This is a genomic window from Duganella sp. CY15W (assembly GCF_009857555.1).
GTDB lineage: Bacteria > Pseudomonadota > Gammaproteobacteria > Burkholderiales > Burkholderiaceae_D > Rugamonas > Rugamonas sacchari.
On record NZ_WWCQ01000005.1, the window covers coordinates 378,475 to 402,421 of the forward strand.

At 58.4% G+C, this 23,947-nt stretch carries 21 protein-coding genes and 1 pseudogene; 7 read left to right on the forward strand and 15 right to left on the reverse strand.

The annotated features are described in order from the left end of the window. Positions 1-21: 21 nt before the first annotated feature. Complete coding sequence (locus tag GTP58_RS24310) at positions 22-369, reverse strand: hypothetical protein (RefSeq protein ID WP_161079642.1); 348 nt, start codon at positions 367-369, stop codon at positions 22-24. 165 nt (positions 370-534) lie between these two features. On the opposite strand from GTP58_RS24310, the gene GTP58_RS24315 reads away from it, so the two are divergent. Then, entirely contained in the window at positions 535-1,560 is a 1,026-nt protein-coding gene (locus GTP58_RS24315) for a type II asparaginase (RefSeq protein WP_229215740.1), read from the forward strand. Between the two features lie 6 nt (positions 1,561-1,566). Here GTP58_RS24315 and GTP58_RS24320 read toward each other — a convergent pair whose 3' ends face one another. Beyond that, on the reverse strand, positions 1,567-2,190 hold the full coding sequence (locus GTP58_RS24320; RefSeq protein WP_161079644.1) for a flavin reductase family protein: 624 nt from the start codon (positions 2,188-2,190) through the stop codon (positions 1,567-1,569). 109 nt (positions 2,191-2,299) lie between these two features. Here GTP58_RS24320 and GTP58_RS24325 point away from each other — a divergent pair, with 109 nt between their 5' ends. After that, entirely contained in the window at positions 2,300-2,749 is a 450-nt protein-coding gene (locus GTP58_RS24325) for a GNAT family N-acetyltransferase (RefSeq protein WP_161079645.1), read from the forward strand. Between the two features lie 3 nt (positions 2,750-2,752). Here the strand turns inward: GTP58_RS24325 and GTP58_RS24330 are convergent, their stop codons facing one another. Further along, positions 2,753-3,598 (reverse strand): type 1 glutamine amidotransferase domain-containing protein, encoded by an 846-nt coding sequence (locus tag GTP58_RS24330; protein WP_161079646.1) that lies wholly within the window; start codon positions 3,596-3,598, stop codon positions 2,753-2,755. A 102-nt stretch (positions 3,599-3,700) separates the two neighbouring features. Between GTP58_RS24330 and GTP58_RS24335 the strand changes: the two genes are divergently transcribed. Beyond that, complete coding sequence (locus GTP58_RS24335; protein WP_161079647.1) at positions 3,701-4,597, forward strand: LysR family transcriptional regulator; 897 nt, start codon at positions 3,701-3,703, stop codon at positions 4,595-4,597. A gap of 51 nt (positions 4,598-4,648) precedes the next feature. Here GTP58_RS24335 and GTP58_RS24340 read toward each other — a convergent pair whose 3' ends face one another. Beyond that, entirely contained in the window at positions 4,649-5,236 is a 588-nt protein-coding gene (locus GTP58_RS24340; protein WP_161079648.1) for an FxDxF family PEP-CTERM protein, read from the reverse strand. Positions 5,237-5,603: 367 nt separating this feature from the next. Here GTP58_RS24340 and GTP58_RS24345 point away from each other — a divergent pair, with 367 nt between their 5' ends. Continuing rightward, a complete protein-coding gene (locus GTP58_RS24345) occupies positions 5,604-7,694 on the forward strand; it encodes a TonB-dependent siderophore receptor (protein ID WP_161079649.1) in 2,091 nt (696 codons plus the stop codon). A gap of 114 nt (positions 7,695-7,808) precedes the next feature. Here GTP58_RS24345 and GTP58_RS24350 read toward each other — a convergent pair. The 3 genes and pseudogenes from GTP58_RS24350 to GTP58_RS24360 all read right to left on the reverse strand — a co-directional run bounded on the left by GTP58_RS24350 (position 7,809) and on the right by GTP58_RS24360 (position 9,932). Then, a pseudogene (locus tag GTP58_RS24350) lies at positions 7,809-8,204 on the reverse strand (DUF6691 family protein). Then, positions 8,201-8,626 carry a YeeE/YedE family protein gene (locus GTP58_RS24355; RefSeq protein WP_161079650.1) on the reverse strand — a complete coding sequence of 142 codons (426 nt, stop codon included), beginning with the start codon at positions 8,624-8,626 and terminating at the stop codon, positions 8,201-8,203. The pseudogene GTP58_RS24350 and the gene GTP58_RS24355 overlap by 4 nt, the downstream one beginning before the upstream one ends. Before the next feature lie 112 nt (positions 8,627-8,738). Then, on the reverse strand, positions 8,739-9,932 hold the full coding sequence (locus GTP58_RS24360) for a cellulase family glycosylhydrolase (protein WP_161079651.1): 1,194 nt from the start codon (positions 9,930-9,932) through the stop codon (positions 8,739-8,741). Between the two features lie 598 nt (positions 9,933-10,530). On the opposite strand from GTP58_RS24360, the gene GTP58_RS24365 reads away from it, so the two are divergent. Continuing rightward, positions 10,531-11,268 (forward strand): hypothetical protein, encoded by a 738-nt coding sequence (locus GTP58_RS24365; RefSeq protein ID WP_161079652.1) that lies wholly within the window; start codon positions 10,531-10,533, stop codon positions 11,266-11,268. Positions 11,269-11,378: 110 nt separating this feature from the next. Here GTP58_RS24365 and GTP58_RS24370 read toward each other — a convergent pair whose 3' ends face one another. After that, a complete protein-coding gene (locus tag GTP58_RS24370; protein ID WP_161079653.1) occupies positions 11,379-11,783 on the reverse strand; it encodes a hypothetical protein in 405 nt (134 codons plus the stop codon). A 66-nt stretch (positions 11,784-11,849) separates the two neighbouring features. Between GTP58_RS24370 and GTP58_RS24375 the strand changes: the two genes are divergently transcribed. Together GTP58_RS24375 and GTP58_RS24380 are read left to right on the forward strand one after the other, a co-directional pair. Next, positions 11,850-12,602: an SOS response-associated peptidase family protein gene (locus GTP58_RS24375; RefSeq protein WP_161079654.1), complete on the forward strand. Its 753-nt coding sequence runs from the start codon at positions 11,850-11,852 to the stop codon at positions 12,600-12,602. After that, positions 12,599-12,841, forward strand: coding sequence for a hypothetical protein (locus GTP58_RS24380; protein ID WP_161079655.1), 243 nt, complete (start codon positions 12,599-12,601; stop codon positions 12,839-12,841). The genes GTP58_RS24375 and GTP58_RS24380 overlap by 4 nt, the downstream gene beginning before the upstream one ends. Positions 12,842-13,093: 252 nt before the next feature. On the opposite strand, the gene GTP58_RS24385 is transcribed toward GTP58_RS24380, so the two are convergent. Genes GTP58_RS24385 through GTP58_RS24415 form a run of 7 tightly spaced genes read right to left on the reverse strand, consistent with a single transcriptional unit; the run spans position 13,094 to position 23,942 of the window. Continuing rightward, a complete protein-coding gene (locus tag GTP58_RS24385; protein WP_161079656.1) occupies positions 13,094-13,501 on the reverse strand; it encodes a hypothetical protein in 408 nt (135 codons plus the stop codon). Beyond that, positions 13,498-14,457 (reverse strand): hypothetical protein, encoded by a 960-nt coding sequence (locus GTP58_RS24390; protein ID WP_161079657.1) that lies wholly within the window; start codon positions 14,455-14,457, stop codon positions 13,498-13,500. Before GTP58_RS24390 ends, GTP58_RS24385 begins: the two co-directional genes overlap by 4 nt. Beyond that, positions 14,454-14,639: a hypothetical protein gene (locus tag GTP58_RS24395; protein WP_161079658.1), complete on the reverse strand. Its 186-nt coding sequence runs from the start codon at positions 14,637-14,639 to the stop codon at positions 14,454-14,456. The genes GTP58_RS24390 and GTP58_RS24395 overlap by 4 nt, the downstream gene beginning before the upstream one ends. A gap of 51 nt (positions 14,640-14,690) precedes the next feature. Next, positions 14,691-14,930 (reverse strand): hypothetical protein, encoded by a 240-nt coding sequence (locus tag GTP58_RS24400; RefSeq protein ID WP_161079659.1) that lies wholly within the window; start codon positions 14,928-14,930, stop codon positions 14,691-14,693. An 11-nt stretch (positions 14,931-14,941) separates the two neighbouring features. Further along, positions 14,942-16,885, reverse strand: coding sequence for a hypothetical protein (locus tag GTP58_RS24405; protein WP_161079660.1), 1,944 nt, complete (start codon positions 16,883-16,885; stop codon positions 14,942-14,944). Continuing rightward, entirely contained in the window at positions 16,885-18,024 is a 1,140-nt protein-coding gene (locus GTP58_RS24410; RefSeq protein ID WP_161079661.1) for a hypothetical protein, read from the reverse strand. Before GTP58_RS24410 ends, GTP58_RS24405 begins: the two co-directional genes overlap by 1 nt. Further along, the gene (locus GTP58_RS24415) at positions 18,021-23,942 is read right to left on the reverse strand and encodes a tape measure protein (protein WP_161079662.1); all 5,922 of its coding nucleotides are present in this window, start codon (positions 23,940-23,942) and stop codon (positions 18,021-18,023) included. Before GTP58_RS24415 ends, GTP58_RS24410 begins: the two co-directional genes overlap by 4 nt. Positions 23,943-23,947 lie beyond the last annotated feature (5 nt).

Genomic DNA, 23,947 nt, shown 5'->3' on the forward strand with positions numbered 1-23,947 from the left:
CTGCGGGCTCCGTTTTTTTTATCAGCGGCACAGTTGCTGCCACTGCGCCTCAAATTCCGCCGGCGAGACATCCTGCGCCAGCAAGGTCAGGTCGCGCGCGACCGAAATATAGCGCTGGAAGCCGATGTAGCCGCCAAACGCGTCCTTGGCATTCACCTCGCCGCAAGGCGCACCGCCTTTGCCGATGAACTGGTTGCGGAACCGGGCCTGATTGGGTTCGAGGACTTTTTCTCTCACATATTTTTCACCCAGGCTGGTCAGCGTCGCCATTTCTTCCTGCTGCTTCTGCTCCGCGGTCTTGCCGCAGGCGCCAAGCGCAGCCAAGGCTATCAAACCTGCCAGTGCCGCTATCGTGGTTGCCAATCTCATAGTTCTCTCTTCTTATGTTCCTGCCATCCTGACTTAACGCGGCAACACCCTGCATTGTTGACAAGCAGGTGATTTGTTAATATCCCAAGCTTTACTGCCTGATCAGGAGACTTCATGTCCAACTTTATTTCCGCCCGCTACTGCAAAGCCCTGCTGGCCTGTGCGATGTTGCTCAGTTCCTATGCCGGGGCAGCCGACAAACTGGCCCACGTCACCATCCTGGCCACGGGCGGCACCATCGCCGGCAGCGGCGCCACCAGCACCACGACGGTTGGCTACACCGCCGCCACCGTTGGCGTGGAGCGCCTGATCGCCGCCGTGCCGGAGCTGGCCAAGGTCGCCGATGTCAAAGGCGAGCAAGTGTTCCAGATCGCCAGCGAAAACATGAGCAACGAGCATTGGCTCAAACTGGCCAAGCGCGTCAATGCCCTGCTCGCGCAACCCGACGTGGACGGCATCGTCATCACCCACGGCACCGACACGCTGGAAGAAACTGCCTACTTCCTGGACCTCACCGTCAAGAGCAAAAAGCCGGTGGTGCTGGTGGGCGCCATGCGTCCGGGCACCGCGCTGTCGGCTGACGGCCCGATCAACCTGTACAACGCCGTGCTGCTGGCCGCCAGCCAGGAAGCCATCGGCAAAGGCGTGCTGGTCGCCATGAACGACCAGATCCACGCAGCGCGCGATGTCACCAAGACCAACACCTCGACGCCGGACAGCTTCAAGACGCCGGAACTGGGCATGCTGGGCTACATCCAGGGCAACAAGCCTTACTTCTACCACGTGTCGTCGCGTAAAAATACCGCCGATACCGAGTTCGATATCAGCCAGCTCGACACCCTGCCGCAAGTTGACATCGTCTACGGCTACGCCAATGCTAACCCAGTTGCATTAAACGCGCTGGTCGCGTCCGGCGCCAAGGGGATTATCCATGCGGGCGTCGGTGATGGCAGCCTGGCCAATTCGGTCAAGACCGGCCTGGTCGCCGCACGCAAGCAGGGTGTGCTGATCGTACGTTCCAGCCGCGTCGGCCAGGGTATCGTAGCGCGCAATGGCGAAGCCAATGACGACGAACTGGACTTCGTTGCGTCGGATACGCTCAATCCGCAGAAAGCGCGCATCCTGCTGATGCTGGCCCTGACCAAGAGCAACGACAGCAAGCAGATTCAGCGCATGTTCTACACCTATTGATCGCGTTCAGGGATAACTGGGCCGCGTCATGCGGAACAGATTATCCGGTGTGATTTCAAAATAATCGGCCGGGCCGCCGCCACGCAGGATGGTCTGCGATCCGGCCGTATCGTAAATCCCATCGCGCAGCAGTGCCTGCGCGATGTGCACCCCCACCACTTCTCCCAGGATCAGCCAGCTATTGATTTCGGCACCGCTGGCGCCTTGCAGGCGGATGATCTGGCTGCACTTGCATTCAAACGACACCGGACTTTGCGCCACGCGCGGCACGCCGACCACTCGCGACGGCGCGGGCGTCAAGCCGGCCAGCTGGAACTCATCGACCTCTGGCGGCGCGGCCGCACAGCTGGCGTTCATCGCCTCCGCCAGCGGACGGGTGGCCAGATTCCACACAAACTCCCCGGTTTGCTCGATATTGACCAGCGTGTCCTTGCGGCCCAGGCTGGCAAAGCCTATCAGCGGCGGCGTGTAGTTGAACGCGTTAAAAAAGCTATAGGGCGCCAGGTTCAGGATACCGCTGGCAGAATGGGTGGAAATCCAGCCGATCGGCCGTGGCCCGACGATGGCGTTGAACGGATCGTGCGGCAGGCCGTGGCCTCGCGAGGGTTCGTAGAAGTATTGCTTGTCCATGGCGCATTGTCGCATACAAGCAAATGGAAACAATTTATACAAACGCGGTCTTGAAACCCAAGAGTGTGGCGCTTAAGCTACGTGTATCACTTACACAAAACACGTAAATATGGATCTCGACCTGCAATTCCGGCTGATGAAAGCGGCACCGGCAGCCAAGGTGTTGCAGGCATTTCGCCAGGATGCCAACGTGGCCGGCATCGCGCCCCCGCCCAACGCAGCAGATGCGCGCGGCAGAATTCAATGGATTTCCGTGGAACTGAAGAACCGGCAAATCGGCATCGCCCGCCTGGAGCTGGCGATGCCGGAATTCTGCTTTGTCTCGGAATTGATGATTTTGAGCACTTACCGTGGCCAGGGGATCGGCCATTGGGTCATGAAGCGCGTCGAACAATACTGTCTTGAGCTGGGCATCAAACGCCTGCTGCTGGAGGCCGGCCACGGTACCGACAGCTTCTACAAGTCGCAGGCCTTCGTCGCCGATCCCCTGGTCCCGCGCTTGCTGCGCAAAGAGATCAATCCCTTCCAGCGGAAGATGTTCTTGCCGCTGTTACAGTAAGCCCTAGCGTTTCAGACGCGCCAGCAGTGCGTCCGCCACCGCGTTGGCGGAGGCCGGATTCTGGCCGGTGATCAGTTCGCGGTCCACCACCACCTTGGGTTGCCAGTTGGCGCCGCTGCTGTAGCGTCCGCCCGCAGCCTGCAGCGCCGTCTGCGGTGTGAACTTCATGACGCCGCCATTGAGCATCGGTTTGGCTGCCTCTTCCTCGTCATTGCTGATGACCGTCATGTCGTAGCCGGCGTAAATCCAGCTGGGCGTCTTGCCCGGCTTGGCGCCAGCCTCCAGCGGCCTGGTGAACTGCTGCGGCTGGTCCAGTGCCGACAGCAAGGCAATCGGCCCGTGGCACACCAGCGCGGTAGTCTTGCCCTGTTGATGGAAGGCTTTCAGCAGGCGGCCAAGCGGCGCGCTGTACAGCAAATCCTGCATCGGCGCATGACCGCCAGGGATGTAGACCGCATCGTAGCGGTCATAACCGCCCTGCTCCACGCGAGCCAGGCTGATGACGGGCGAATTGGCCACCGAGGTCAGCTGCAATTTGTCGAGCAATGCCAGATGCTGCTGCAGACTGGCTTCATCGTTACCGAAATACATCTTGTCAACGGAATGACGGTCCACCGTGGGCGCCTTGCCCAGCGGCGTGGCGAAGGTGACGGTATGGCCGGCGTCCAGCAGCCTCTTGACCGGCTGCATCAGTTCGTTCGCGTAAAAGCCCGTGTCAAAACGGCGCTGTTCGCGCAGCTGCAACTGGGCTTCGTCTGACAGCACAACCAGCACGTTGGCGGCATGGGCCGTCAGCGCCGCCAGGCCCAGTACCACGCCGGCGGTGGTGTTACGGATGGTGTTCTTCATGCGTTTGCTCCTGTGGGTTGATTTCAGTAGCGCCAGTGTATTGATGCCTGTAGAGTTCTTAAAGCACTACAAAACCAAATCATTTGTTCTTGAAAGGCATGAATGGCACGTCAATTCGACCACATGGCCGACGTCGAGGCCTTCGTCACCATTGCCGACAAGGGCACGATCAGTGCCGCAGCGGTCGTGCTGGGGACAACGCCGTCTGTGCTCAGCCGTGCAGTGGCCAGGCTGGAGGCGCGGCTTGGCATACAGCTCATGCGGCGGACCACACGCCGGCTCAGCATGACCGAGGCGGGCAGTCTGTATCTGGAGCAAATGCGCCACGCGTTGGGCCTTATCGCTGACGCCGAACGGGCGATCCAAGGTCAGGATGGCGAACTGAGCGGCAAGGTGCGCCTCAGCGTCCCCACAACATACGGCCACTATCGCCTGCCGGCGCTGCTGCAGCCATTCATGGCGCGGCATCCGCAAGTCAGCATCGAACTCAGCATCAGCAACCGCAATGTGGATCTGGTCGCCGAAGGCTACGACATGGCGATCCGGCTCGGCGAACTGGCCGATAGTGGCCTTGCCGCAAAACGCCTGGGCGATGAGGCGGTGTGCCTGGTCGCCTCCCCTGACTACCTGAAACGTGCCGGCACACCGCAAAACCTGGAGCAACTGGGGCGTCATGCCTGCCTGCCCTTCATCATGCCCAGCAGCGGCCGTCAGGCGCCATGGCTGCTGCACGTGGATGGTCAGGACATTGACTGGCTGGCGCCGGCCCGCATGCTGGTGAGCGATGACGTGCTGGGCGTGGTTTCACTGGCGCAGCAAGGACTGGGCATCTGCCAGACTTACCATTTCGTCGCGCAAGAGCGCCTGAACAGCGGCCAACTGCTGGAAGTGCTGCCCGGCCTGCGTGGGCGCAGCCGGCCTTTTACGCTGATTTACCCGCCGCATCGGCGTATGTCCGCCGCCAGCCGCGCACTCATCGACAGTCTGCCGTCCCAATAAAAAAACGCGCCCGGGCGTAGAACCGGGCGCGTTTTTTCGTACTGCTGCGAATCAGGCGTTGGCCGCCTTCTTGCGGCGTGCGACCACACCCAGCAGGCCTAGACCCAGGCCCATCAAGGCATAGGTTTCTGGCTCAGGTACTGCCGCGATCGATACCGTCAGGTCGGAACCATAAGAACCGCCGCCGTTGCCGATAATTTTGCCGCCAACCTGCACGTAGTAGCTGCCGGTCGACAGGCCTTGTGCGGTCAGCTCCCAGCTGTCGGTCGGATTGACGGTGTTGGCGGTGGTGTTAATGCCGGTATAGGTATGCAGCACGGCATTGGTGACAGGGTCGTACTGGACCACGCTAAAGTCGGTAATCAGCAGGTCCTTGATGGTGCCCGATTTCAGGAAGCTGGAAGTCAGCGACGCCGCCGAATCGTAGTTACCTGCCAGGACAAATTTGTATTTGTCGACAAAGGTATCGTTGGTGTACAGGCTGCTGAAGTTATTACCGAAATGGGCATTGAAGCCGCCTTCGTCGTCGCTGGCCAGGTTCACCGTCACCGTTTTCCCCACGGTTGCCGCATAGGCCGATGCGCCGAACAGGCTGGCGCTGCAGATCATCGTTGCAAGCAGTACATTTTTGATTTTCATTTTTTTAGGTTCCGTAGCAGTTTAGTAAGTTGAGTTCCCGGACATCCTTATCCGGTGACTCAAAGCATAAATTGATGCCATTCAATTAAATGTGAGCTACCTAACCAAAGTGACAAGATTTCCCAAAACACGACGGTTGTTAACAAATTCTGTGGATAAGGCTGTTAAAAAGGGCTAAACCATCATCGCAAGCCTTTGTTTTAAAAAGATAATTTTTTACTGCATATTTTTTACTCAAATGAGTTATCCACCGCACGGCGCGTTTGATACTTGCGTGGGTATCAACTTAGGAGCATAATTTAACTGATAACAATTCTCATTTAGCTAGCCAGCAGCCAGCCATGTACTCACTTCAAGGACCTCCTCCATGGCTATTCAAAAAACTCCGCTGGCGCTGATACTGGCCAGCCTTTCCATTTCGCCTTACGTTGCCGCGCAGAGCGAGCAAACCATGCAAACGGTGACGGTGACCGGCGAAAGCGACGCCGGCTACCGCATTTCCTCGTCCAATAGCGCGTCCAAAATCGATGCGCCGCTGCGCGACATTCCGCAGACCGTCAACGTGGTGCCAGCCCAGTTGCTGCACGACCAGGGCGCACGTTCGCTGCAGGATGTGATGAAAAACGTGCCCGGCGTTGGCCTGTCCACGGGCGACGGCCAGCGCGACCAGGTGACGATCCGCGGCTTCAGCGCCATCAGCGACCAGTTCGTCGATGGCATGCGCGACGATGCGCTGTACTTCCGCGACCTGTCGAATATCGACCAGGTGGAAGTGGTGAAAGGCCCAGCGTCGGTGCTGTATGGCCGTGGCTCTTCCGGCGGCATGATCAACCGCATCACCAAAAAACCTGGCATAGACCGTAGCGAAGTCAGCGTGCAGGCCGGCAGCTGGGGCCAGAAGCGCGGCGAGTTCGACCTGGCACGTAACCTGTCCGCGCAAGGTGTGGCTGTGCGCGTCACCGGTGCGGTGGAGGATGCGGACAGCTATCGCGACCAGCAATTCCTGAAACGCCAGGCCCTGGCGCCGTCCATGCTGTTCAAGATCAGCCCGGATACGCAGCTGCTGCTGCAAACCGAATACCTGCACGACAAGCGTCTGACCGATTTCGGCAATCCGTCCTACCAGGGCCGCCCCGTCAATGTGCCGGCCAGCACCTACTATGGCGCGGCCAACGCGCGCGACTTCGACTTCAGCGAATCACGCGTCTACACTTACGGTTTCACGCTGGATCACCGCTTCGATGCGCAACTCTCGCTGCGTAACGCGTTCCGCCACTACGATTACTCGCTGAACCGTAACAACACGCTGGTCGGTTCGGTCAATGAAGTGGCGAAAACGGTGTCGCTGACCCGCGGCAATGTCAGCCGCGAAGAAGATGGCTATAGCAACCAGACCGAGCTGACCCAGCACGCCGAACTGGGCGGCATGCAGCATACGGTGCTGTACGGCGTGGAATTCGGCACCCAGAACAAGTATCAGCTGGTGCGTTCGCAAGCCAATGTAGCCACCGTGTCTCTGTTCAATCCAGTAGCGCCCGTGGTGCCATTCACGGCAGCGGGTGCGCCGTCGACCAATAATCTGGGCATTTTCAAGGTGAGCAGTGCCTATGTGCAGGACCTGGTAGCGCTGACACCGGAGTGGAAGGCCCTGGCGGGTATCCGCTACGACCGCTTCCAACAGCAAACCCAGCAGCGCATCGCCGGCCAGACCAACCTCGAGCGCACCGACCGCAACTGGAGCCCGCGCGCCGGCCTGGTGTACCAGCCAAGCGCCACGCAGTCCTACTATGCATCGTTCAGCCGCTCCTTCCAGCCGTCGGGCGAAGGCTTCTCCCTCGCGGCAAATAACGTCGATATTGCACCGGAAACCACCAAGAACAACGAGATTGGCGCCAAATACGATCTGTTTGGCGGCCGTGCCTCAGTCGGCGTTTCGGTCTTCCAGCTGACCCGCGACAATATGAAAGTCACCGATCCCATCAGCAACAAACTGCTGCCGGTGGGCACCCAGCGCACCAACGGCGTGGAACTGACGTTCAGCGGTAATCTGGGGGATGGCTGGCAGGCCTGGGCCGGTTACGCCTACCTGGACGGAAAAATGATCTCGTCTATCGCCAAGGATGACGGCCAGCTGGTACAAGGCAAGCGCCCGACGCTGACGCCTGAGCACAGCGCCAATCTGTGGCTCACCAAGGCGTTGGCCGGCCACTTTGGCGTGGGCGCGGGTATGAACTATGTGGGTGACCGTTTTGCAAATCCGGGCAACACCGTAGTGCTGCCGAGCTACGTTACCGCGGACGCCATGGCTTATTACCGCGATCGCGGCGTGGACCTGACGCTCAACGTGCAAAATCTGGCTGACAAAGCCTATACCGTTTCCGGTCATGGCAGCAGCAAGAACCTCAACCTGCCTGGCGCTCCACGCTCGGTACAGCTGACGGCCCGTTATCGCTTCTAATCGTGGTTGTTAACAAATTCTGTGGATAAGCTTGTTAACAAGCGACAAGATGCAGTCCTAAGTATTTGTTTAGCTTCAATAAAATCCTGCTGCATCATTTCTACGCAGCAGGACTTATCCACCGCGACGGCGTTCAATCAACTCATAAATACCCATGCCTGCCAGCATGGCAATAACGAAGATCAAGGCCTTCGGCAAACCCATGCCCAAGCCGACTAAAGCAGGTCCCGGGCAAAAACCCGCAATGCCCTAGCCGATGCCAAATGCCATGGAACCGAATATCAGGCGGCGGTCTATTTTGGTCGCTGCCGGCAATGGCGTATTACGCGATTTGGCCCAGCGAAAAGCAAAGAACCCAATGCCAATCGCGCCACCCATAACCAATATCAGTGAAGGGTCCCATTTTCCGGCCAAATCAAGAAAGCCCAGTACCTTGTCTGGATTCGCCATACCGGAAACAATCAGGCCGATGCCAAAAATCAGGCCGACGAGAAAAGAAATGACTATCATATGTGGCGTACCAGATAAACCATCATAAAACCCGCGGCCATAAAAATCAGTGTCGCAATCATCGAACGGGGAGAAAGACGGGATATGCCACAAACACCATGCCCACTGGTACAACCGGAACCGTAACGCGTTCCTAATCCGACCAGCAATCCAGCAATAATTAAGGTAAGCGTATCCGCCTCAATACTTACAGCAGGAAGCGTAAAAACCATGGCATAGATAACCGGCGCTGCGATCAGGCCTGCGATAAATGCAAAACGCCAGGCGATATCACCTGTATGCGGTTTTAAAAGGCCGCCGAGAATACCGCTAATACCAGCAATGCGGCCATTAAAAATGATAAGAAGGGCTGCAGCGAGCCCGATGAGCAAGCCGCCAGTCAAGGCTGCGAGAGGTGTAAATGCATTCCAGTCTATGGACATTCTGGTCTCCTGAGGCCGGTGAAGAGGTATCCCATCACACCGGGCTAGCGGAGTATGCCAGAAATCGGCGCCAACGCGCCAATTTCTGGCATGGGCCTGGCGAATTAGCGGCTTACCAGGCAGACATTTCAGTATTCATGTCACGCACTTTTTCAAGCTGGTATTTTCTGGCGTTGGTGGCCGTGACGTTATAGGTCGTGTCCTGGCTGCTATAGTCATATACCCACAATGCCGACATCTGAACTTTATTGGTGATAATGGCATTGGTGATGCCTTCAAAACGCTGCGGCGTATCCGTTGGATATAGCTTTTCGTCAACACCAAACTCCCCAAGGAAGAATGGCCGTTTAGAAAGAACTGATTGTGCTACTGCCGCTGCAAGAATATCTGAATAGGTTGTGGTATTGACTTCCCCATCAACTGTAAAATATTTCCCCTGCGGCCCCTCAGCTTTGGGGTAAAGATGCATGGATAACGTATCGATCGGTTCAGGATTATCGCGATCAAGAATTGCACCAAATTGCTTCCGATCATCCGAATTCCAGCTACCGCGCTGCAAATTATTAGCGCAGTAATATGGCACATCATTGCCGCTGAATATAGGGGTTTTCGGATCAATTGAGCGGATCACCGTCGCAAATTCCTTCAACGCGGAGATGATATCTGACGGCTTAATATTATCCGCTACGGTGCGTTCCGGCGCCCCGGCGGTTGGCGCCGACGGTAGATATTTATAATTGCCAACGGACGGCGGAATGTCCATCACGGTTGTCGCCTCATTGGCAAATTCCCATGCCCATAAGGCTTCGTGATCTTTAAATTTGGTCACTAATTCCGTTAAGGCCGTCCGCATGAAATCACGTGTCTTACTAGAACTGTCGCCGATTGCTGGTAAATGTTCACCTTTTAGATCTGGAAACGCAGACCAGTTATAAAACACATCCAGTACCACACCGATATTCTGTGCCTTGGCTGCATCCATGAACGCCTTCAGGCGGTTCAGGAATTCCTCATGCTTGCCGACGTAACTCTTCTGGATGTCATTCGGCCAGAAAACGATGGCAGGAACCCGGATGAACGGTACGTTGTACTGTTTCAGTGTCGCCAGACCGGTTGTCAGCGCGCTTGGGTTGTTGTAGACGCTGTAGCGATAAAAGCCGTCGAAATAGTTCACGCCAACGCCGTAGAATGGCTTGCCATCCTTCACGAACTGGCCTTTGCTATTGATACTCAGCGGACCAGCGCATGCGCTCTGGACCATACCAGCCGTCAACAAAACCAATGCGGCAAGACTTTTCAATTTCATACAATTCTCCTGAGGTGGGAAAATTATAATTTTACATTATTGAAATGTAAAAACAGCAATGCTTTTAATGCAAGCGGCAATTTAAGAGATTGATGATTTTGGCCTGCCCAACTGGATTCGAACCAGTGACCCTCAGCTTAGAAGTCAGACATTCCATGGGTTAAAATACCATACGAATCAGTGACTTACGTGTGGCACTATGGGTTATTACGAATCGAGTGCGGCACGCCTAAGTCATTGATTTAGAACGAACTGGAACTAGCGAATAACCCGGCCCAATCCCCATCGAACGCATGCCCCATTCCTTGAGGCTAAGGCTTGAGACATAGGCACACTGCGACTCTCAGCAAGGATTGTATAATATACAGTACACCTGCTATACAGCTAGAGGCCGCATTCCGCCCCACTACTTAGTTGGAGAGTATACGCATCCATCAGCGATAAGCCGGGTGCGGTGTTGATCCTCGTGATGAGTCTCTCAAAGTAGTGCGACGTCCAGCTTACAATGCCGACGTCTGACCCAGCACGGATGGATGCGTGAAGGCGTTACTGGCCAACTACTACAACGCATAGCTAACTCAAACGAAAGGAGCGACTAGTGTTCCAGAAGGCATTCAGTTCTGCTTTGTTTGACTTGCCTCCAGAGCACGTTCCCAGTGGTTGCGTATCACTGCTATTCTTTGTCAGCCAAGAATTGGACTCGCTCTACTCTCAAGTCATTGATTTTCCGGATTTCTGGGCAAACCACCCGGTCACATCGGCATGGATTGAAGAATGTAACTCCACTAAGGTCATACAACTTCCATCCGAACCCAACATGTATGCATTGTTACGCTCAGCGATAGCAATCGCCGGCGACATTGAAATTTTGCTCCGAACAGCCCTCAAAATTGGAAGCGGTATTCTTCAACCTGGTGTTGAAACACTACACGCGGCAGCAAGTCAGTTTCGACCTATCAGAAATCATTTTGCGCATCTAGAGGATAGGCTACTCAAACCTACCCAGTTGGTAAAGGTAAGCGGAAAAAAGACACTTCCATGTGGTATCACATATCTCAATGTGTCTGGAGCCTACCATATGGTTGTATCTGGCAATACCATCTACTTTAGCGACGATGGAGACTGCAAGGAAACAAATATTTCTCGCGACAATTTCCTCAAATTTTTGTGTAGCGCAAAGCAGCTATACGAAATAGCGACTCAGTTTCCAAGGCATTTTCATCCGGAATTCGTGGAATTCACCACTTTTTTCCCTTCCCCTTATGTTCCTTTAGGATCACCTAGCCGCTCAGATATTCCTAATACTAGGCTGACTTTTTCAAAAAAATATACCTAAGAACTGGAATCAGTGTAAATTTCGGGCCCCGCTTACGAAGCCCATTTGGCAAATGATGCAGCATGGGATGATCTCTTCTTCAACAGGAAAAAATTACTCCATAAGTTGCGCTAAGCACTTTTCTTGATTGCATCATTTTCGACGGCTGCATCCGAAGGCACGCTATCCTTCCAATGGGGATAGCTGGGCGTCTCTCCTGCCGGCGGATAGAGACTAATATGCTCGATATGCCATTCCTGGACAACTGTCGTAATTCCCAGGCCGTGCGGCAGCTTCGCACGCTGGTATCCTCGCCATAGCTCATCGCGCGGCCCCTTGCCGATACACACCGCATCCCACAACGGCATCAGCACGTTTTTGGATTCGTTGGTATAACCATGACGGCAGACGTTGAGATGCTTATGCCCGTTTCCGTAGGCCATGGTCACCTCTCCAAACACACCTGGATCGTTGAGGATGTCATTCTCAGGGCGCTTGAGCCCAAGCCAGCGCCATTGGATAATTTTACTGTACATGCATACAGTATAATCACGGAATCAATTTAGCGCTATTATTGACTCGTTAACATTGGAGACATCGCTATGTGCGTCAACTTCCGCCCGCCTGATCCTGAGATGCTGGACGCCGTCATGGGCGTCATCATTGATCTGCACGACACTGGTTTCTGGCGCACCGAGACCTGGAAGGATTATGGCGCGCCAATCGTACGCCGCGGTGTCGACGGCAGTCGCGAAGGGCTGGTCGCAAACTACGCCTCCTATCCAATGAAATTCCAGAAGCGCGACTACGAGATCAGGAAGCAAAAGGCGCTGGCGCGCGGAGAGCCGGCGCCGAAGCCGAAATGGTACGACACGATGAACGCGCGTTCCGAGACGGTTGGTTCTTCGAACGAATACCGGACTGCTTGGTCGCAGGGCCAGCTCTGCCTGGTACCGATGACCGCCTTCTACGAACCCAGTCACGAAACCGGCAAGGCGGTCCGCTGGGGCATCGGCTTGGCCGACCACTCCATGTTCGCAGTCGCTGGCCTGTGGCGCACACGGGAAGGCGACAACGGCCCTGAGACGGCGTTTACGCAGTTGACGATCAACGCGGACGATCACCCTCTGATGCGGCGCTTCCATCGCAGCGAGGACGAGAAACGTTCCCTGGTGATCGTACCGCAGGCCGAGTGGGATGACTGGCTCAACTGCGCCGATCCGGAGTACGCACGCAGCTTCCTGCGCCACTACCCTGCTGAACTGATGCGTGCCTGGGAGTTCCCGGTACCGCCACGGGCAAAGAAATCGGAACCGGTGACGCCGGCGCCTGACTCACAGATGGGACTAATATGACCAACAAAATCGAAGAAGACAGGCCGCCACTGGATAGCCGTGTGCGCGCGAAAGGCGATCCAAACGGCCAGATCATGACGGTGCTCAATCCCGCGCTCGGCGAGCAGCACGACTGGGAAGGCGTGCGTAACGGGATCTACTGCGTCTGGTACGTCAACGGCGAGGAGCGCTTTGAGGTGTATCGGCCAGGCCAGCTGGTGGTGGTGGAGGGGCCACCGGATACGCACAAGCAGCAATGATCGCCTCAAGTTCCCCTTCGTAGGCTCGCCCACGCGGCCAATCGCGGCCGAGGGCTAAGATCTTTTCGCCGTCGCTGGCTGAGAGCTGCAGCTTGTCAAACTCATAGTTCGGCCGCACCGGCACGGACTCCTGCTTTACGCATGGTACTGGCATGGGCACATTGATCGTTTGCGTGACTGGAACCGGATGATCCGCCGCACAGCCCCCAGTCAGTGCCGCCGACATCAGCTGCAGGCAAAGAGTTCGTGTTTTCATCGTACCTTCTCCAATAGCTGATTCACGTAGGGCATGGCGTCCGCGCACGTCACCGCCTTGGCGCCGGCCAGTTGCTGCAGCGCCGCGTCGAAGCGCTGGCCGTTGATGGCGGCTTGCTGCTGGGCAGCCTGGCCGCGAGCCTTCGCGTCCTCGGATGCTCGGTACCAGGTCTGGATGGACCGGTTCTGATCGTCCACGCCGGCGCGCAACTGCGCGTTGACACCCTTCTCCGCCGCCAGGTCGACCAGCGCCTTGTCGCGTGCGGCGGCTGCCGTCCACCACAGCGCGCCGCCAGCGCCGCCACCGACCAGCAGGACCGCCAGCAGCACGAGGGTGGCCACCTTCCACAGCTGGCCGCTCAGTACGCCACCAGCGCTGGCCACCACATTGCCCAAGGCGCTCACAACGAAGCCCAGGCCGCAAAGTACTTTGCCGATCGCACCTGGAACACATTGCGCACGTGCTCACGGTTGATGTCACACGCCGACCGGCTGCCGTACAGCGGCTCACGCGACTTCAGGCAGTGCAGTTCTACGTTGCCGAACCACTGGCCAGGGTTGCAGCCGGTGGCGAGCGCGCACGCGCGGCGCTCGCGCTGCACACCGGCCGGGCCGCCGTTGTAGCCGGCGTCGCCAAACTCCAGCGCCGCCGGCGCCGCGCGGAACTGGCGCGCCGAGTCGCGCGACATCAGCACCAGCGCACGGAACTGCAGGTCCGGCCGTTGGTAGACAGTCGACCAGGACAGCGCGCCCAGCTCGCCGCCGTACTGGTCGCGCAGTCCGGCCAACGCGTCGAAGCGCACACTGCCGTCGGCACGATAGGCGCGCGTGATCTGGCCGACACCGGCGCCCTCCTCGCGCGCCGTCTTCAACTGCGCACCAGGGTTCCAGCAACCGCGCGATCGCAACGTGACGCACGACTCCTGCTCCACCAGGCTGGCCAGCAGCGCGGGGTGCGGGTGGTCCGGCCACAGCCGCTGCTGTTCCGCCTTCAGCAGCGGCAGGTATTTGGCGGCGCCGGCCGGTAGCTGCTCGGCGGCGTGCGCACGCGGCGAGAACACCATCAGTAGGCCAACCAGCAGGATGGATATTGCGATCAGCGCCAGGCCCGCGCCGGTGGGCTCTTTGCCAGCCATTTCGAACAGCTTGCTCATATCAGCCGATGGGTAATCCAGCAGCTTCTTACGCACCCAATGCGAGGCAGCCACGGCCCAAATACCCTGCAACATGGCCAGGCCACCCAGCGCGGTGGCCCAGCCGTTATCCGGGTCGGATGCAAAGGACGCCCACGCCGCCAGCAGCGTGCCGCCAAACAGGAATACCGCGCGGTGGCGGGTGATGTAGTTCCAGATCTCGTTCATTTGATACCTTTCATAGAGCCGTAGGCAGCAATGCCCACAATTGCAACGATGATGGCCTTCCAGACCACTCCCCAAACCCCGCGGCCCAGATCGCCGTAGAAGCGTTCTGCAACCTTGGTTTCCAACTGATCGACGATGGCATTCACGTCCGCATCACTCAACTTACGATCTTCTTCTGGCATGCCCGTCCTTTCGTTTAGGCGATAAAAAACCCGCCAAGGCGGGTCCGGTATTTATTGGGCGACTGGATTCGGCGCAGGATCGAGCGGCGACTCCTCGCCTGGTTGAGGCGTTGTCGCTGGATCGCCATAACGCCATCGCCAGGACGCCCAGCCGAACGCCTCGCCCCAATCTTCGATCAGATAGTCCGCAAAACAGCCGGCGCATTTCGCCCAGGCGGTGACCCAGTTGCCATCAGAATCGAAGACATCCACGTCGCCGCGTGGTTCATCGCCCATGCACATATTCGGCATATACCCTCCTTTCAAGATTCGACCATGACCATGCCAGGCGAGCAGGCTGGAACCGTCAGGGTTACGCTGGTGGTGGGCGGCACTGCCGCGCCGCCCTGGCCGCCGCCGTAGTTACCACCGGAGGAGTTCGGCACGCTATTGTCAGTGAGGGACCCATAGCCACCACCACCGGCGAAAGTCCCGGGACTCTGGGAAGGAGCAGTACTGTTGGCGTAGCCACCGGCACCACCACCACTACGGTCTCCTGGCGCTGTGCCGTTGGCGTTGCCGCCGCCAGAAGTTGCGTTCAGCAGCACGGACAGAAAATTGTTCGTCGATGCCTGCGCAGGCGTGCCGCCACCGACGCCCGTATAGTTCGGGCCGCCATTGGTCGCTGTATTGGTTGCTGGGGTGCTTGGACCGCCAAAGCCACCGCCACCGCTTGCGCCGTTCGTAGCTGTGCCGCTTCCACCACCGACACCCGCGCCTCCGCTGGCCGATGGGTTGCCGGTGGTAACGACAGCATCACCTGAGGCGAACCCTGCGCCCATGATTCCAACTGCACCACCGCCACTGGCACCCTTCCCACTACCGGCTCCGGATACATCTCCTGCTTTCCCGCCCTGCACGTTGAGATAGCCCCCGCTGGCAGTTCCGCCTTGCGGTCCAGTGAGCGTCGCAGTGCTTCCGACCGAGGCGAGGCCGCCAATGCCACCGTTCGCAGTCAGCGTCGGAATACCAGCGCCGAAGAAACTCGATGCACCACCGTCAGCGCCTTGGATAGCGCCTGATGCTCCGATTGCAAGGGTCGAGCTCGCGGCGGCGCCGGAGCCCTGGATATAGCTGTAGCTCTGACCCGCAATCAGAAAAACCATGCCGACGCAGTAACCAGCACCACTTGACCCGGTCGCACGGGCAGCACCACCGCTCACAGCCATACCCGCACGCGCGCTGCCGCCAACGAGCGTAATGCGGTGCCAAGCGGTTTTTTTGGCGACGTACGTGCCGGTACCGGTCAGCAGCATGGCGATCTGGAATGCGCCGTACAGCGCGGCCATGGCGGTGCCGTCGCCTTTCGTTATTGTTACCCGGAACTTGGTCGTGGTTTCCGCCCACACGTCGATCTCGTCACCTGCGGCGCACGTGAACGACAGTCCGCTTTGCACGCCCTTGATGATTAGATTGGCGCCTGCTGTGAGAGTTGGCGTACCGCCTACCAGTACTCGACGTCGTGCTCCTGCTTGTGGCGCCGCAGTAAAGCCAATAATTGCCGCCGCACCGATGAGCACCTCGTAATTGCCATTACCGCTCCAGACATCGACCATCGCAGCGCTGGCAACATCCGCGCCTTTCGCTTCATTGATCGCGCCGGTGCAGTTGCCGCCGGCAATGCCGCCAGCCGGCCCGAGCGGCCCCCGCTGCCCTACGACGGCCAGATTCCAGTCCGACACATCGCCGACACCATCGTACGAAGTGACGTTGATCGTCAGGCTGGTGCCGGCGTACGCTGCGACCTTGCCGTAGACCGCATTGGCAGAGTTAGAAGCGCTGACGGCCTTCATGTCCACGCCAGACTGGAACTGCTTACCCGCCTGAGTCAAAAAGACCATCGGACCGGTAGCGATGGTGTTCAGCGTCGAACTGGTGCCGACCAGGGCGGCGGCGGCGTTTGCTGCTGCAACGGCACTGGCGGCTGCCTCGCCCGCCTTTGTCGCCGAATTGCCAGCCTGGGTAGCAGCAGCATTCTTGCTGGCCAGCGCGCTGTCAGCGCTGGATGCGGCATCTCCCGCCTTGGTGCTCGCAACCACGGCACTCTGCGCCGCAGATACTTCCTTCGCGTTGACATTAGCCTCAAGCGCATTCGCTTCCGCGCCCCAAGCTGGGAGATCGGCCATGTACTTGCCGACAGCCTGATCGAAGTCAGCCTGCGCCATGGATGGATTTGGCAACCCATCCATCAGTTTCGTGATCGGCATTAAACAGTCCCTTCAATTTGTAGTGCCATTTTGGAATAGGTTTGACCCTCGATAACGTTCTTGAATGAAGAGAACTTCCCGCACAGGACAGTCGAACCAAAAGCCGTGGCGCCGATGTACACCATCGTGCGCTGGCGCGCGGCAGCAAGTTTTTCCTGCACGTAGTCAATCATCTCGTTATCGAGCACCACGTCAATTGACATCCGCTTCGAGAAGCCGCGCTCGGTGGTTTCGCTCGTACCATCGAAATTGAAACGCGTGGTGGAGTAGTCCTTGATGTCGGTACTGAGGCCATACTGGGAGAAGCCAACGTCCTCGATCGGACCAATACAGCACATGCCGCACTTCGCGATACCGCCTGGCTTTTTGATCTCGATCTTGACGCGGGTGTTGAAATACAGCGGCAGGCTCAACGTCAGGAACTGCGACTTGCGCCGGCGCCGCGTGAAAAGCCATCGATAAAAACTGCTGCCCGAGTTCGACACAAGCAAACTGGTCGTCTCATGCATGACCACGCCGGCTGCCGGGTCTGTCGAAGTGATGGTGACCTCTGTCGCGTCGACGTTGCCAAGGAAAATACCCTGGGCGATTGCCTTGGGCTCAACCTCCAGCACAATCGCTTCGGCGTATTCAGTCTGGGTATTGTTGTAGGAGTCGAGCATTTTCCAGCGATTGGTCGCACCAGAACCAACCCAATAGGCCTTGTCAGAAACGGGCCGGTTGAAGTTCTGCCCAGCGGTCGCGTTATGCACTCCAGACTGCGGCCCAGTTGTTGCGATGGCCGCACCACCCATCGTCGCACTGACGGACAACGTGTTCGTTGCTGGGGATACGATGTAGTAGACAACGTTAGGCAACAGGCCGCCAGGCAGTACGCCGGTGCTTTCAAACGACACCGGTGTTCCGGCAGCCTGCCCATGACCAGGCCAGGTAATCACACCAGGCGATCCAACCGAGATTGTCACGACAGCCCGTACGCCGACGGCAGACTCAAACAGCGCATGCGCAGCTGAATCCATCACCCTGTCACCAGCGGCATATACACGGGTCATGCTCTGCACGGGCGCGTCGTTCTCTGGAACGTTTGAACTGACAAACACACCGGGAGCGGACACCGGAATCGGATCTAATACGATCACGTAGTCACCTCCACTTCCTTGGTTGCAAGCGGCGTCTCGCCGTTGATCGCGCCATCGAGCGAATCTGCGGCATTCCTGGTGTTCTTTGCAATCGCGTACAGGTGCGATTCGACCATCGTGCGCAGCTGGCTGTTCTCCGCGCGTAGTGCGCGAATTTCGCCAATCAGCTCCGAGCTGTCGTATGCAGGATTGCGCAGCCGCGCCATCAGTTCGCGGTTATCCGCCGCCGGGATGATTCGCTCATCTTTGTGAATAAAGGCCGGCATGTCCTCAGGCACGGAATTCGTGCCGACGGCAAACGGGTGCAGTTTCTTGTACTCGTCGCTGCCTTTAAACGCCTGGGTGATCTGATCCCAGGTAAAGCCTGCTTTTAGCGACGCCTCCCATGCGTCGACGCCAGCAGCTTCGCCGGTACGCCCCAGCAGCGTCTTGTAGAGATCCTGAATACGCGCTTCATCAGAGCCCTTGATGGCGCCCACGACATCTACGCCCTTGGTCGCCTGGTTCTGCCAGTAGTCAATCTCCGTGCTCGTCGCGCTGCGCCCCAGGTACTGCTGATAAGCGACGGCAGTCTTCGACAGCGCGGCGGCGGCCGCATTCGCCATGGCTGCCTTGATGGAAGTGGCAAGCTCGGCAAGTGCCTGAGGAAGCGACACCAGTACAGTCGAAATTCCGTTGAGCAGGTCGACCTGATTTTTCGCGACGGCCAGCATGTCATCCAGCCGAGCAATTTCAGCCTTGTGCGCCTCGTCGAGCGCATCCTTCTGCGCCTGCAACGTTTTGAGCGATTGCTGTTCAATGGACAACTGCGTGTCGGTGTAGCCTGCCAAACCCGCGACGCTATTTTTGGTGCGGTACTGATCTCGCTGGTATTCCAGATAGGAGGAAAACTGATCCGATGCGTCCTTGCTGACCACCGACAAGGCGTTCTTCAACGCATCAGCGTCCGGTAGCGGGCCGCCTGCTCTAGCGATAGCAAGCGCTGTCTCAATCTGCGCCTGCGCGCTCTGACGATCAGACTTGTCATTGCCCGCCAGATTCATCGAATCGAGCGTCGAGTGCAATGCCTGCGACAGGCTCTGCAATTTGCTTACGGATGTGTTGACACGCTCGATGCTTGCCTGCACCGCAGCGGAAGCGGCTTGATATGCGTTATTGAGCAAATCCTTCTGACGATTCACCACGGCCTGCAAATTCGTATATGCCTGGTTGACATCGTTAAGGAGGCCTTGCCCGGCCTCCTTCAGCTTATCGAGCGCGTCCTTCGCTGCCTGCGCCGCAATCACCTGGTCGTACAGCGCCAGGTTATGCGAGTCGATTGCAGCGCGTGCCTTCGCCGCGAGCTGCGTCTGCGTCATGGTCAACTCGTCCAGCTTGGCCTGCAGATCGGTATGCTCGTCCGCGATTTCCTGCTGAGTCTTGCTCAAATCAATGGTTGCAGCATGTGTCTTTGCAAACGCCTCAGACAACGCAAGCAGCGCGCTGTACTGCTGCGCCCCAGCTTCCGTCATCAAAGCGCCAGACTTTGCCAGGCCCAGCACGTAGTCCTTGAACTTGTCCCGCGTGTCAAGACTCTGCAAGCCCATTGCCGCCAGCTGATCGGTAACGTATTTCTGCACAGGCGCCAGCTGCTCGGCCTTGCTCAGGAAGTTCTGGTTGAAGGCGTTACTCTGGCTGGCCAGCTGATCGATACCGCCGGCAAGTTCAATCAGGCGTTCACGTGCCGCGATGCTGGCCATGCCGGTAGCCCCGAAGGTGGAGCTGCTGGAAGCCAGGATCGAATCGAGCTTCGCATAATCGCCAGCCAGGCGCATGACGGTTTCGGCATATCCCTCGCCTACCTTACGGAACTGGTCAAGCTGCGGGAAGGCCGCCTGCGCGATGTCATCCATCGACTTTGAAATCACCGCATTAAGCGCGTCAGTTAGCTCGGTGCCCTTCAGCCCCTTCAGCGACACCTTCGTGCTCCCCAGCGTCAGGTCGTCCAGCGCCTTGGTCACGTCGGCGGCCGATCCGCCCATGGCGGTGGCTGCTGCCTGTAGCGACTTGTCGAGGTTCGTAAAGATCAGCCCGAACTGCTTCGACAGCTCGTCATTCAGACCTTGCACCTCGACACGGTTGCTCGTGCTCTTCGACAGGCCGAAGAAGCTCGACTTCGTCGTGTCGATGCTCGCGTACTGGTCAAAGCCCCGGCCTTGCTGCAGCGAGCGTACACTGCCGCCGTACTGAAGCCCGGAGTCCACGATGTTCTGGGTGGTCTTACCCCACAATTTGGACACCGCACCACCAATGGCGCCGCCGATCCAAACACCTAGCAGGCCAGCTAGCGCGCCACCGATCATGCTGCCCACCTGTGCGCTGCCGGCGAGCGCCACCGGGCCGCCCGTCGCGATCGTACCGGTCTGGATACCCATGTTCGTGCCATCGGTAAGGCCGGTAGTGCGAACCACCAGGTTCGTCAAGCCAGTCATTGCAGACTCAATATTCTGCAGCGCCGTCAGCATGCCCTGATTAATTGGCAGCATGTCATTCGAGTTTGCGGCCAGTTGCTCGATGGAGCGACGGATAGAATCGGATTTCGCCGAGCTGTCGCCAAAGACCGAGCCTGTGCCCTGAGACTTCTGAACGTCTGCGGCCGACTGACCACCACCACTGCCCCCTCCAGTGACCGCGAAGCCAAGGGCCGCCATGGCTGCTGCCATCGCGGCCATGCGCGCCCAGGCGCTATATGGGTCTCCCTGCGCCTGCGTGGCTATCGCCAGCGCGGCGGCTGATGTGCCCTTAACCGTGTCTGCTGCCAACTGGGCAGCGGTACCGGTGGCAATGGCAGCACTCTTCGTGACTTCGCCTGCGACGGTTGCGGCAGTAACGGCATCGACAGAAAACAGCTTGCGTACCATCGCCTCGACGGCCATCGCCATCTCAACAGCGCGATAGGCTTTTTCAGTCGCCTCCAGCGCCTTATACCCTTTGGAGTTCTCATTGAAGAAGCCCTTGGCGGCGCTAGCCATATCGCCATACGACTTGATCTGCGCTTGAGCGCCTTGCTGGGCGGCCTGTGCATTCGCGCGCGCGATCTTGGTTGGATCACCCTTGGCATCCTGCAGCGACGCAGCCAGCTGCGCAGCGACAGCCGCCTGGGAGCGCTGGTAGCCGGTCAGCGAAGTGGTCAGCGCACCGATAGCCTTGCCAACCGAGCCGAACGACGCCGCCATGCCTTGCGCTGCTTGGCGTGCAGCATCGTCAACAGCCTCCATCACTTTAAGCAGCTCAGTGGCGCGCGTCAGGTCGACATCAACCAGTATCTTTTTCTGCTGATTGGCGTACCAGGTGTTGTATTCATCCTGCAGCAACTTCTGCGCCTCGGTGCCTTGACCGGCAAGCGCAATGCGTTCCTCCCACACTTTGGCGTCAATGGCCAGCAATGCATCGGCACGCGCTTTCGGATCAGACAAATTTTCAGCAGCGAACTTGGTGTTCTCGACTTTCAGTGAGGCGGCGTACTGCAGCGCCTTCGTCTGCCCCAGCGTTGCCTGGCCAACGAGCGTGCGCGCAGCCTCTTCCGCTTTCAACTGTGCGAGGATCTGATCGGTGATTGGCAGCTTCGCCAGCTCAAGTTCCGACAGCTTTTTCTGCGTCTCAGCCTGCGACCTGAGCGCAACGGTTTCCATTTCGCGGGCGTCAGCGCTCTTGCCAAACAGACCGTACTCAACATCGAGCGCCCTCGCCGAATCATCGCGTGCCAGCGTGCTGGCCACAATGAATTTCGTAATATTGGCCTGGGCCTCCTGCAATTTCAGTGATTTCTCAGTGACCGCCTGTTCGGCCAGCGCAGCAGCGATCGCGCGCTGATGTTCTGCCGTCAGTTTGAGCTTTCCGCTCGCCAGCTCTTCGGCGACCTTGATCGCCGTTTTTTCCGACTCGGTCGCATCTTTGCCCGTTGCCATTTCGAGCTGGTTCTCCACAGTCTTGCTGCGAATGGCTGAAATCAGGCTCTCATAGGCCGCAACTTCTTTCTTGATCGCAGACTCTGCCCCCTTGTCGGCGAATGCGGCCCGGATGCGGGCCTCGTCGTCCGGAGTGAAGGCCGAACCCAGCAACTTGCGCGCTTCGGCGAGCTTACTGGCCAGCTGCTCCTGTTTGGTCGCATAATCGGCCATGAATTTCTTGCGCGCCTCGCTCTGAGTCAGCGCCTCGGCTTCTGAGCCCGTCGATTCAGCCTTGTTAATTTTTCCCGTGAGCTCCAGGATTTTTTGAAGGAGTTCCTGCCGTTTGAAGAAAACGTCATCCTTGCTCATGCCGGCAGTGGACGTGCCAGCGTTCAGCGCGTTCAGTTGCGCGCTCAGTGCCCCCAGCTCGTTAAGGGGTTTCTGGTCGACTTTTTTGGCATCATCCAGATTCATACCCTGCTTGCGCAGTCGAATGAGTGCTTCGTGCTTTTCAATCTGTGCGTCCAGGCTCTTGATGACCGTACCGAAGCTGTCCTCCGCGGCGCTCTTGGCCTGGTCCGTTGCCTCCTTGGCTGACCCTCCCCACCGGGTCCAGGCGACGGCAGCGAGCCCAAGCACGGTGATGAGTGCGCCGACCGGCCCGCCCAGGAACCCGACGACACGCGACGCAAGACCGGCAGCGGCAGCACCTGCACTCGTTGCCGCATTTAGACCCGCTTGAGCAGCAGTCTCGGCAAGTTTCGCTGCGGTGAGCTGCGCTGATACAGACGTCTGCTGACGCCCCAGCACCACCAGCTCTGCCATCATGGCAGCGCGCTGCGCTTCTGCGGCAGCTAGTTCCACCGTCGCCAACTGCAGCGTTCGCAACGCAAAGGACTGCGCGCCAGCAGCGCTGGCTGCCGCAATTGCCGCTTCGGCCGACGCGATGTTCGAGCGTGCCTCCGCCAGTCTCGCGACAACGAGCTGCCGCTCAGCGACAATGGCTGCTTCCGTGTTTCCCAGCTGCGCGATCTTGGCGCCATTGCTGGCCAGCTCTGACTCCAGCAAAGCAATGTTCGCTGCCCGCAGTGCTGCCGCTGCCTCGATCTGCTGATAGGTTTTCACCGTCCACGCGGCAAGCGAAGCACCCATCTTGGCGGCCGTTAGCGTTGTCACGGTGCCCATCAGCAACGACAGATTATCAGCCAGCAAGCCGATGCCCGTCGTCAGCGCGGCGACCGTGCCGTTTGCCTCAGCGTGCACAGCCGTGTACTCCATCACGCGGTCCTTCAATACCTGGAATGCGCCACTGATGGTCTGCACCTGCTTCGATTCGTCCCGCAGCTTTTCGAGCGCACCAGGCAAGACATCGGCCATGATCTTGGACGTGATCTGGCCGTTGCTGGCCATATCCTTTAGCGCTCCGATAGGAACACCCATACCGTCAGCAAGAGCTTTCATCAGGCGTGGCGCCGCCTCGTTGACGGCATTGAATTCCTCACCACGCAGCGTGCCGGACGCAAACGACTGGGAGAGCTGCAGCATCGCAGATGCGGACTCTTCCGCTGTAGCGCCGCTCACCTTAAGCGACAGGCTGACCACCTCAGTAATTTCGGCGACGCGCTGCTGGGAAGTACCAAGCTCACGCACTCCATTGGCAATACGCGCATACAACGTGCCGGCGCCGGCCATGCTCGACTGCGCATCCGTAGAAATCCTTTTTACATCGGCCATTGCCTGCGCGTACTCGTTTTGCGACTGTGTCGCAAGCTTTAACTGCGCCGTAAACTTCGTGTACTGATCGGACATTTTGACGATCTCAGCAAGGCCTGCGCCAAGGCCGATGGCGCCCAGCGCCGCCTTCATCTGGTCCGCCGCGCGCGCGATACCGCTGGCGGCATCCCCAACCACCTGGCGTGCCTGGTCCATATCACGCTGCAGACGAGCGATGTCGGCGCGCAGCCGAATTTCCATGTCGCCAACGATCATCCGGA

Coding starts and splice junctions, on each gene's coding strand:
- GTP58_RS24310 (WP_161079642.1), bottom strand. CDS start 369: ATGAGATTGGCAACCACGATAGCGGCACTGGCAGGTTTGATAGCCTTG.
- GTP58_RS24315 (WP_229215740.1), top strand. CDS start 535: ATGTTGCTCAGTTCCTATGCCGGGGCAGCCGACAAACTGGCCCACGTC.
- GTP58_RS24320 (WP_161079644.1), bottom strand. CDS start 2,190: ATGGACAAGCAATACTTCTACGAACCCTCGCGAGGCCACGGCCTGCCG.
- GTP58_RS24325 (WP_161079645.1), top strand. CDS start 2,300: ATGGATCTCGACCTGCAATTCCGGCTGATGAAAGCGGCACCGGCAGCC.
- GTP58_RS24330 (WP_161079646.1), bottom strand. CDS start 3,598: ATGAAGAACACCATCCGTAACACCACCGCCGGCGTGGTACTGGGCCTG.
- GTP58_RS24335 (WP_161079647.1), top strand. CDS start 3,701: ATGGCACGTCAATTCGACCACATGGCCGACGTCGAGGCCTTCGTCACC.
- GTP58_RS24340 (WP_161079648.1), bottom strand. CDS start 5,236: ATGAAAATCAAAAATGTACTGCTTGCAACGATGATCTGCAGCGCCAGC.
- GTP58_RS24345 (WP_161079649.1), top strand. CDS start 5,604: ATGGCTATTCAAAAAACTCCGCTGGCGCTGATACTGGCCAGCCTTTCC.
- GTP58_RS24355 (WP_161079650.1), bottom strand. CDS start 8,626: ATGTCCATAGACTGGAATGCATTTACACCTCTCGCAGCCTTGACTGGC.
- GTP58_RS24360 (WP_161079651.1), bottom strand. CDS start 9,932: ATGAAATTGAAAAGTCTTGCCGCATTGGTTTTGTTGACGGCTGGTATG.
- GTP58_RS24370 (WP_161079653.1), bottom strand. CDS start 11,783: ATGTACAGTAAAATTATCCAATGGCGCTGGCTTGGGCTCAAGCGCCCT.
- GTP58_RS24375 (WP_161079654.1), top strand. CDS start 11,850: ATGTGCGTCAACTTCCGCCCGCCTGATCCTGAGATGCTGGACGCCGTC.
- GTP58_RS24380 (WP_161079655.1), top strand. CDS start 12,599: ATGACCAACAAAATCGAAGAAGACAGGCCGCCACTGGATAGCCGTGTG.
- GTP58_RS24390 (WP_161079657.1), bottom strand. CDS start 14,457: ATGAACGAGATCTGGAACTACATCACCCGCCACCGCGCGGTATTCCTG.
- GTP58_RS24395 (WP_161079658.1), bottom strand. CDS start 14,639: ATGCCAGAAGAAGATCGTAAGTTGAGTGATGCGGACGTGAATGCCATC.
- GTP58_RS24400 (WP_161079659.1), bottom strand. CDS start 14,930: ATGCCGAATATGTGCATGGGCGATGAACCACGCGGCGACGTGGATGTC.
- GTP58_RS24405 (WP_161079660.1), bottom strand. CDS start 16,885: ATGCCGATCACGAAACTGATGGATGGGTTGCCAAATCCATCCATGGCG.
- GTP58_RS24415 (WP_161079662.1), bottom strand. CDS start 23,942: ATGATCGTTGGCGACATGGAAATTCGGCTGCGCGCCGACATCGCTCGT.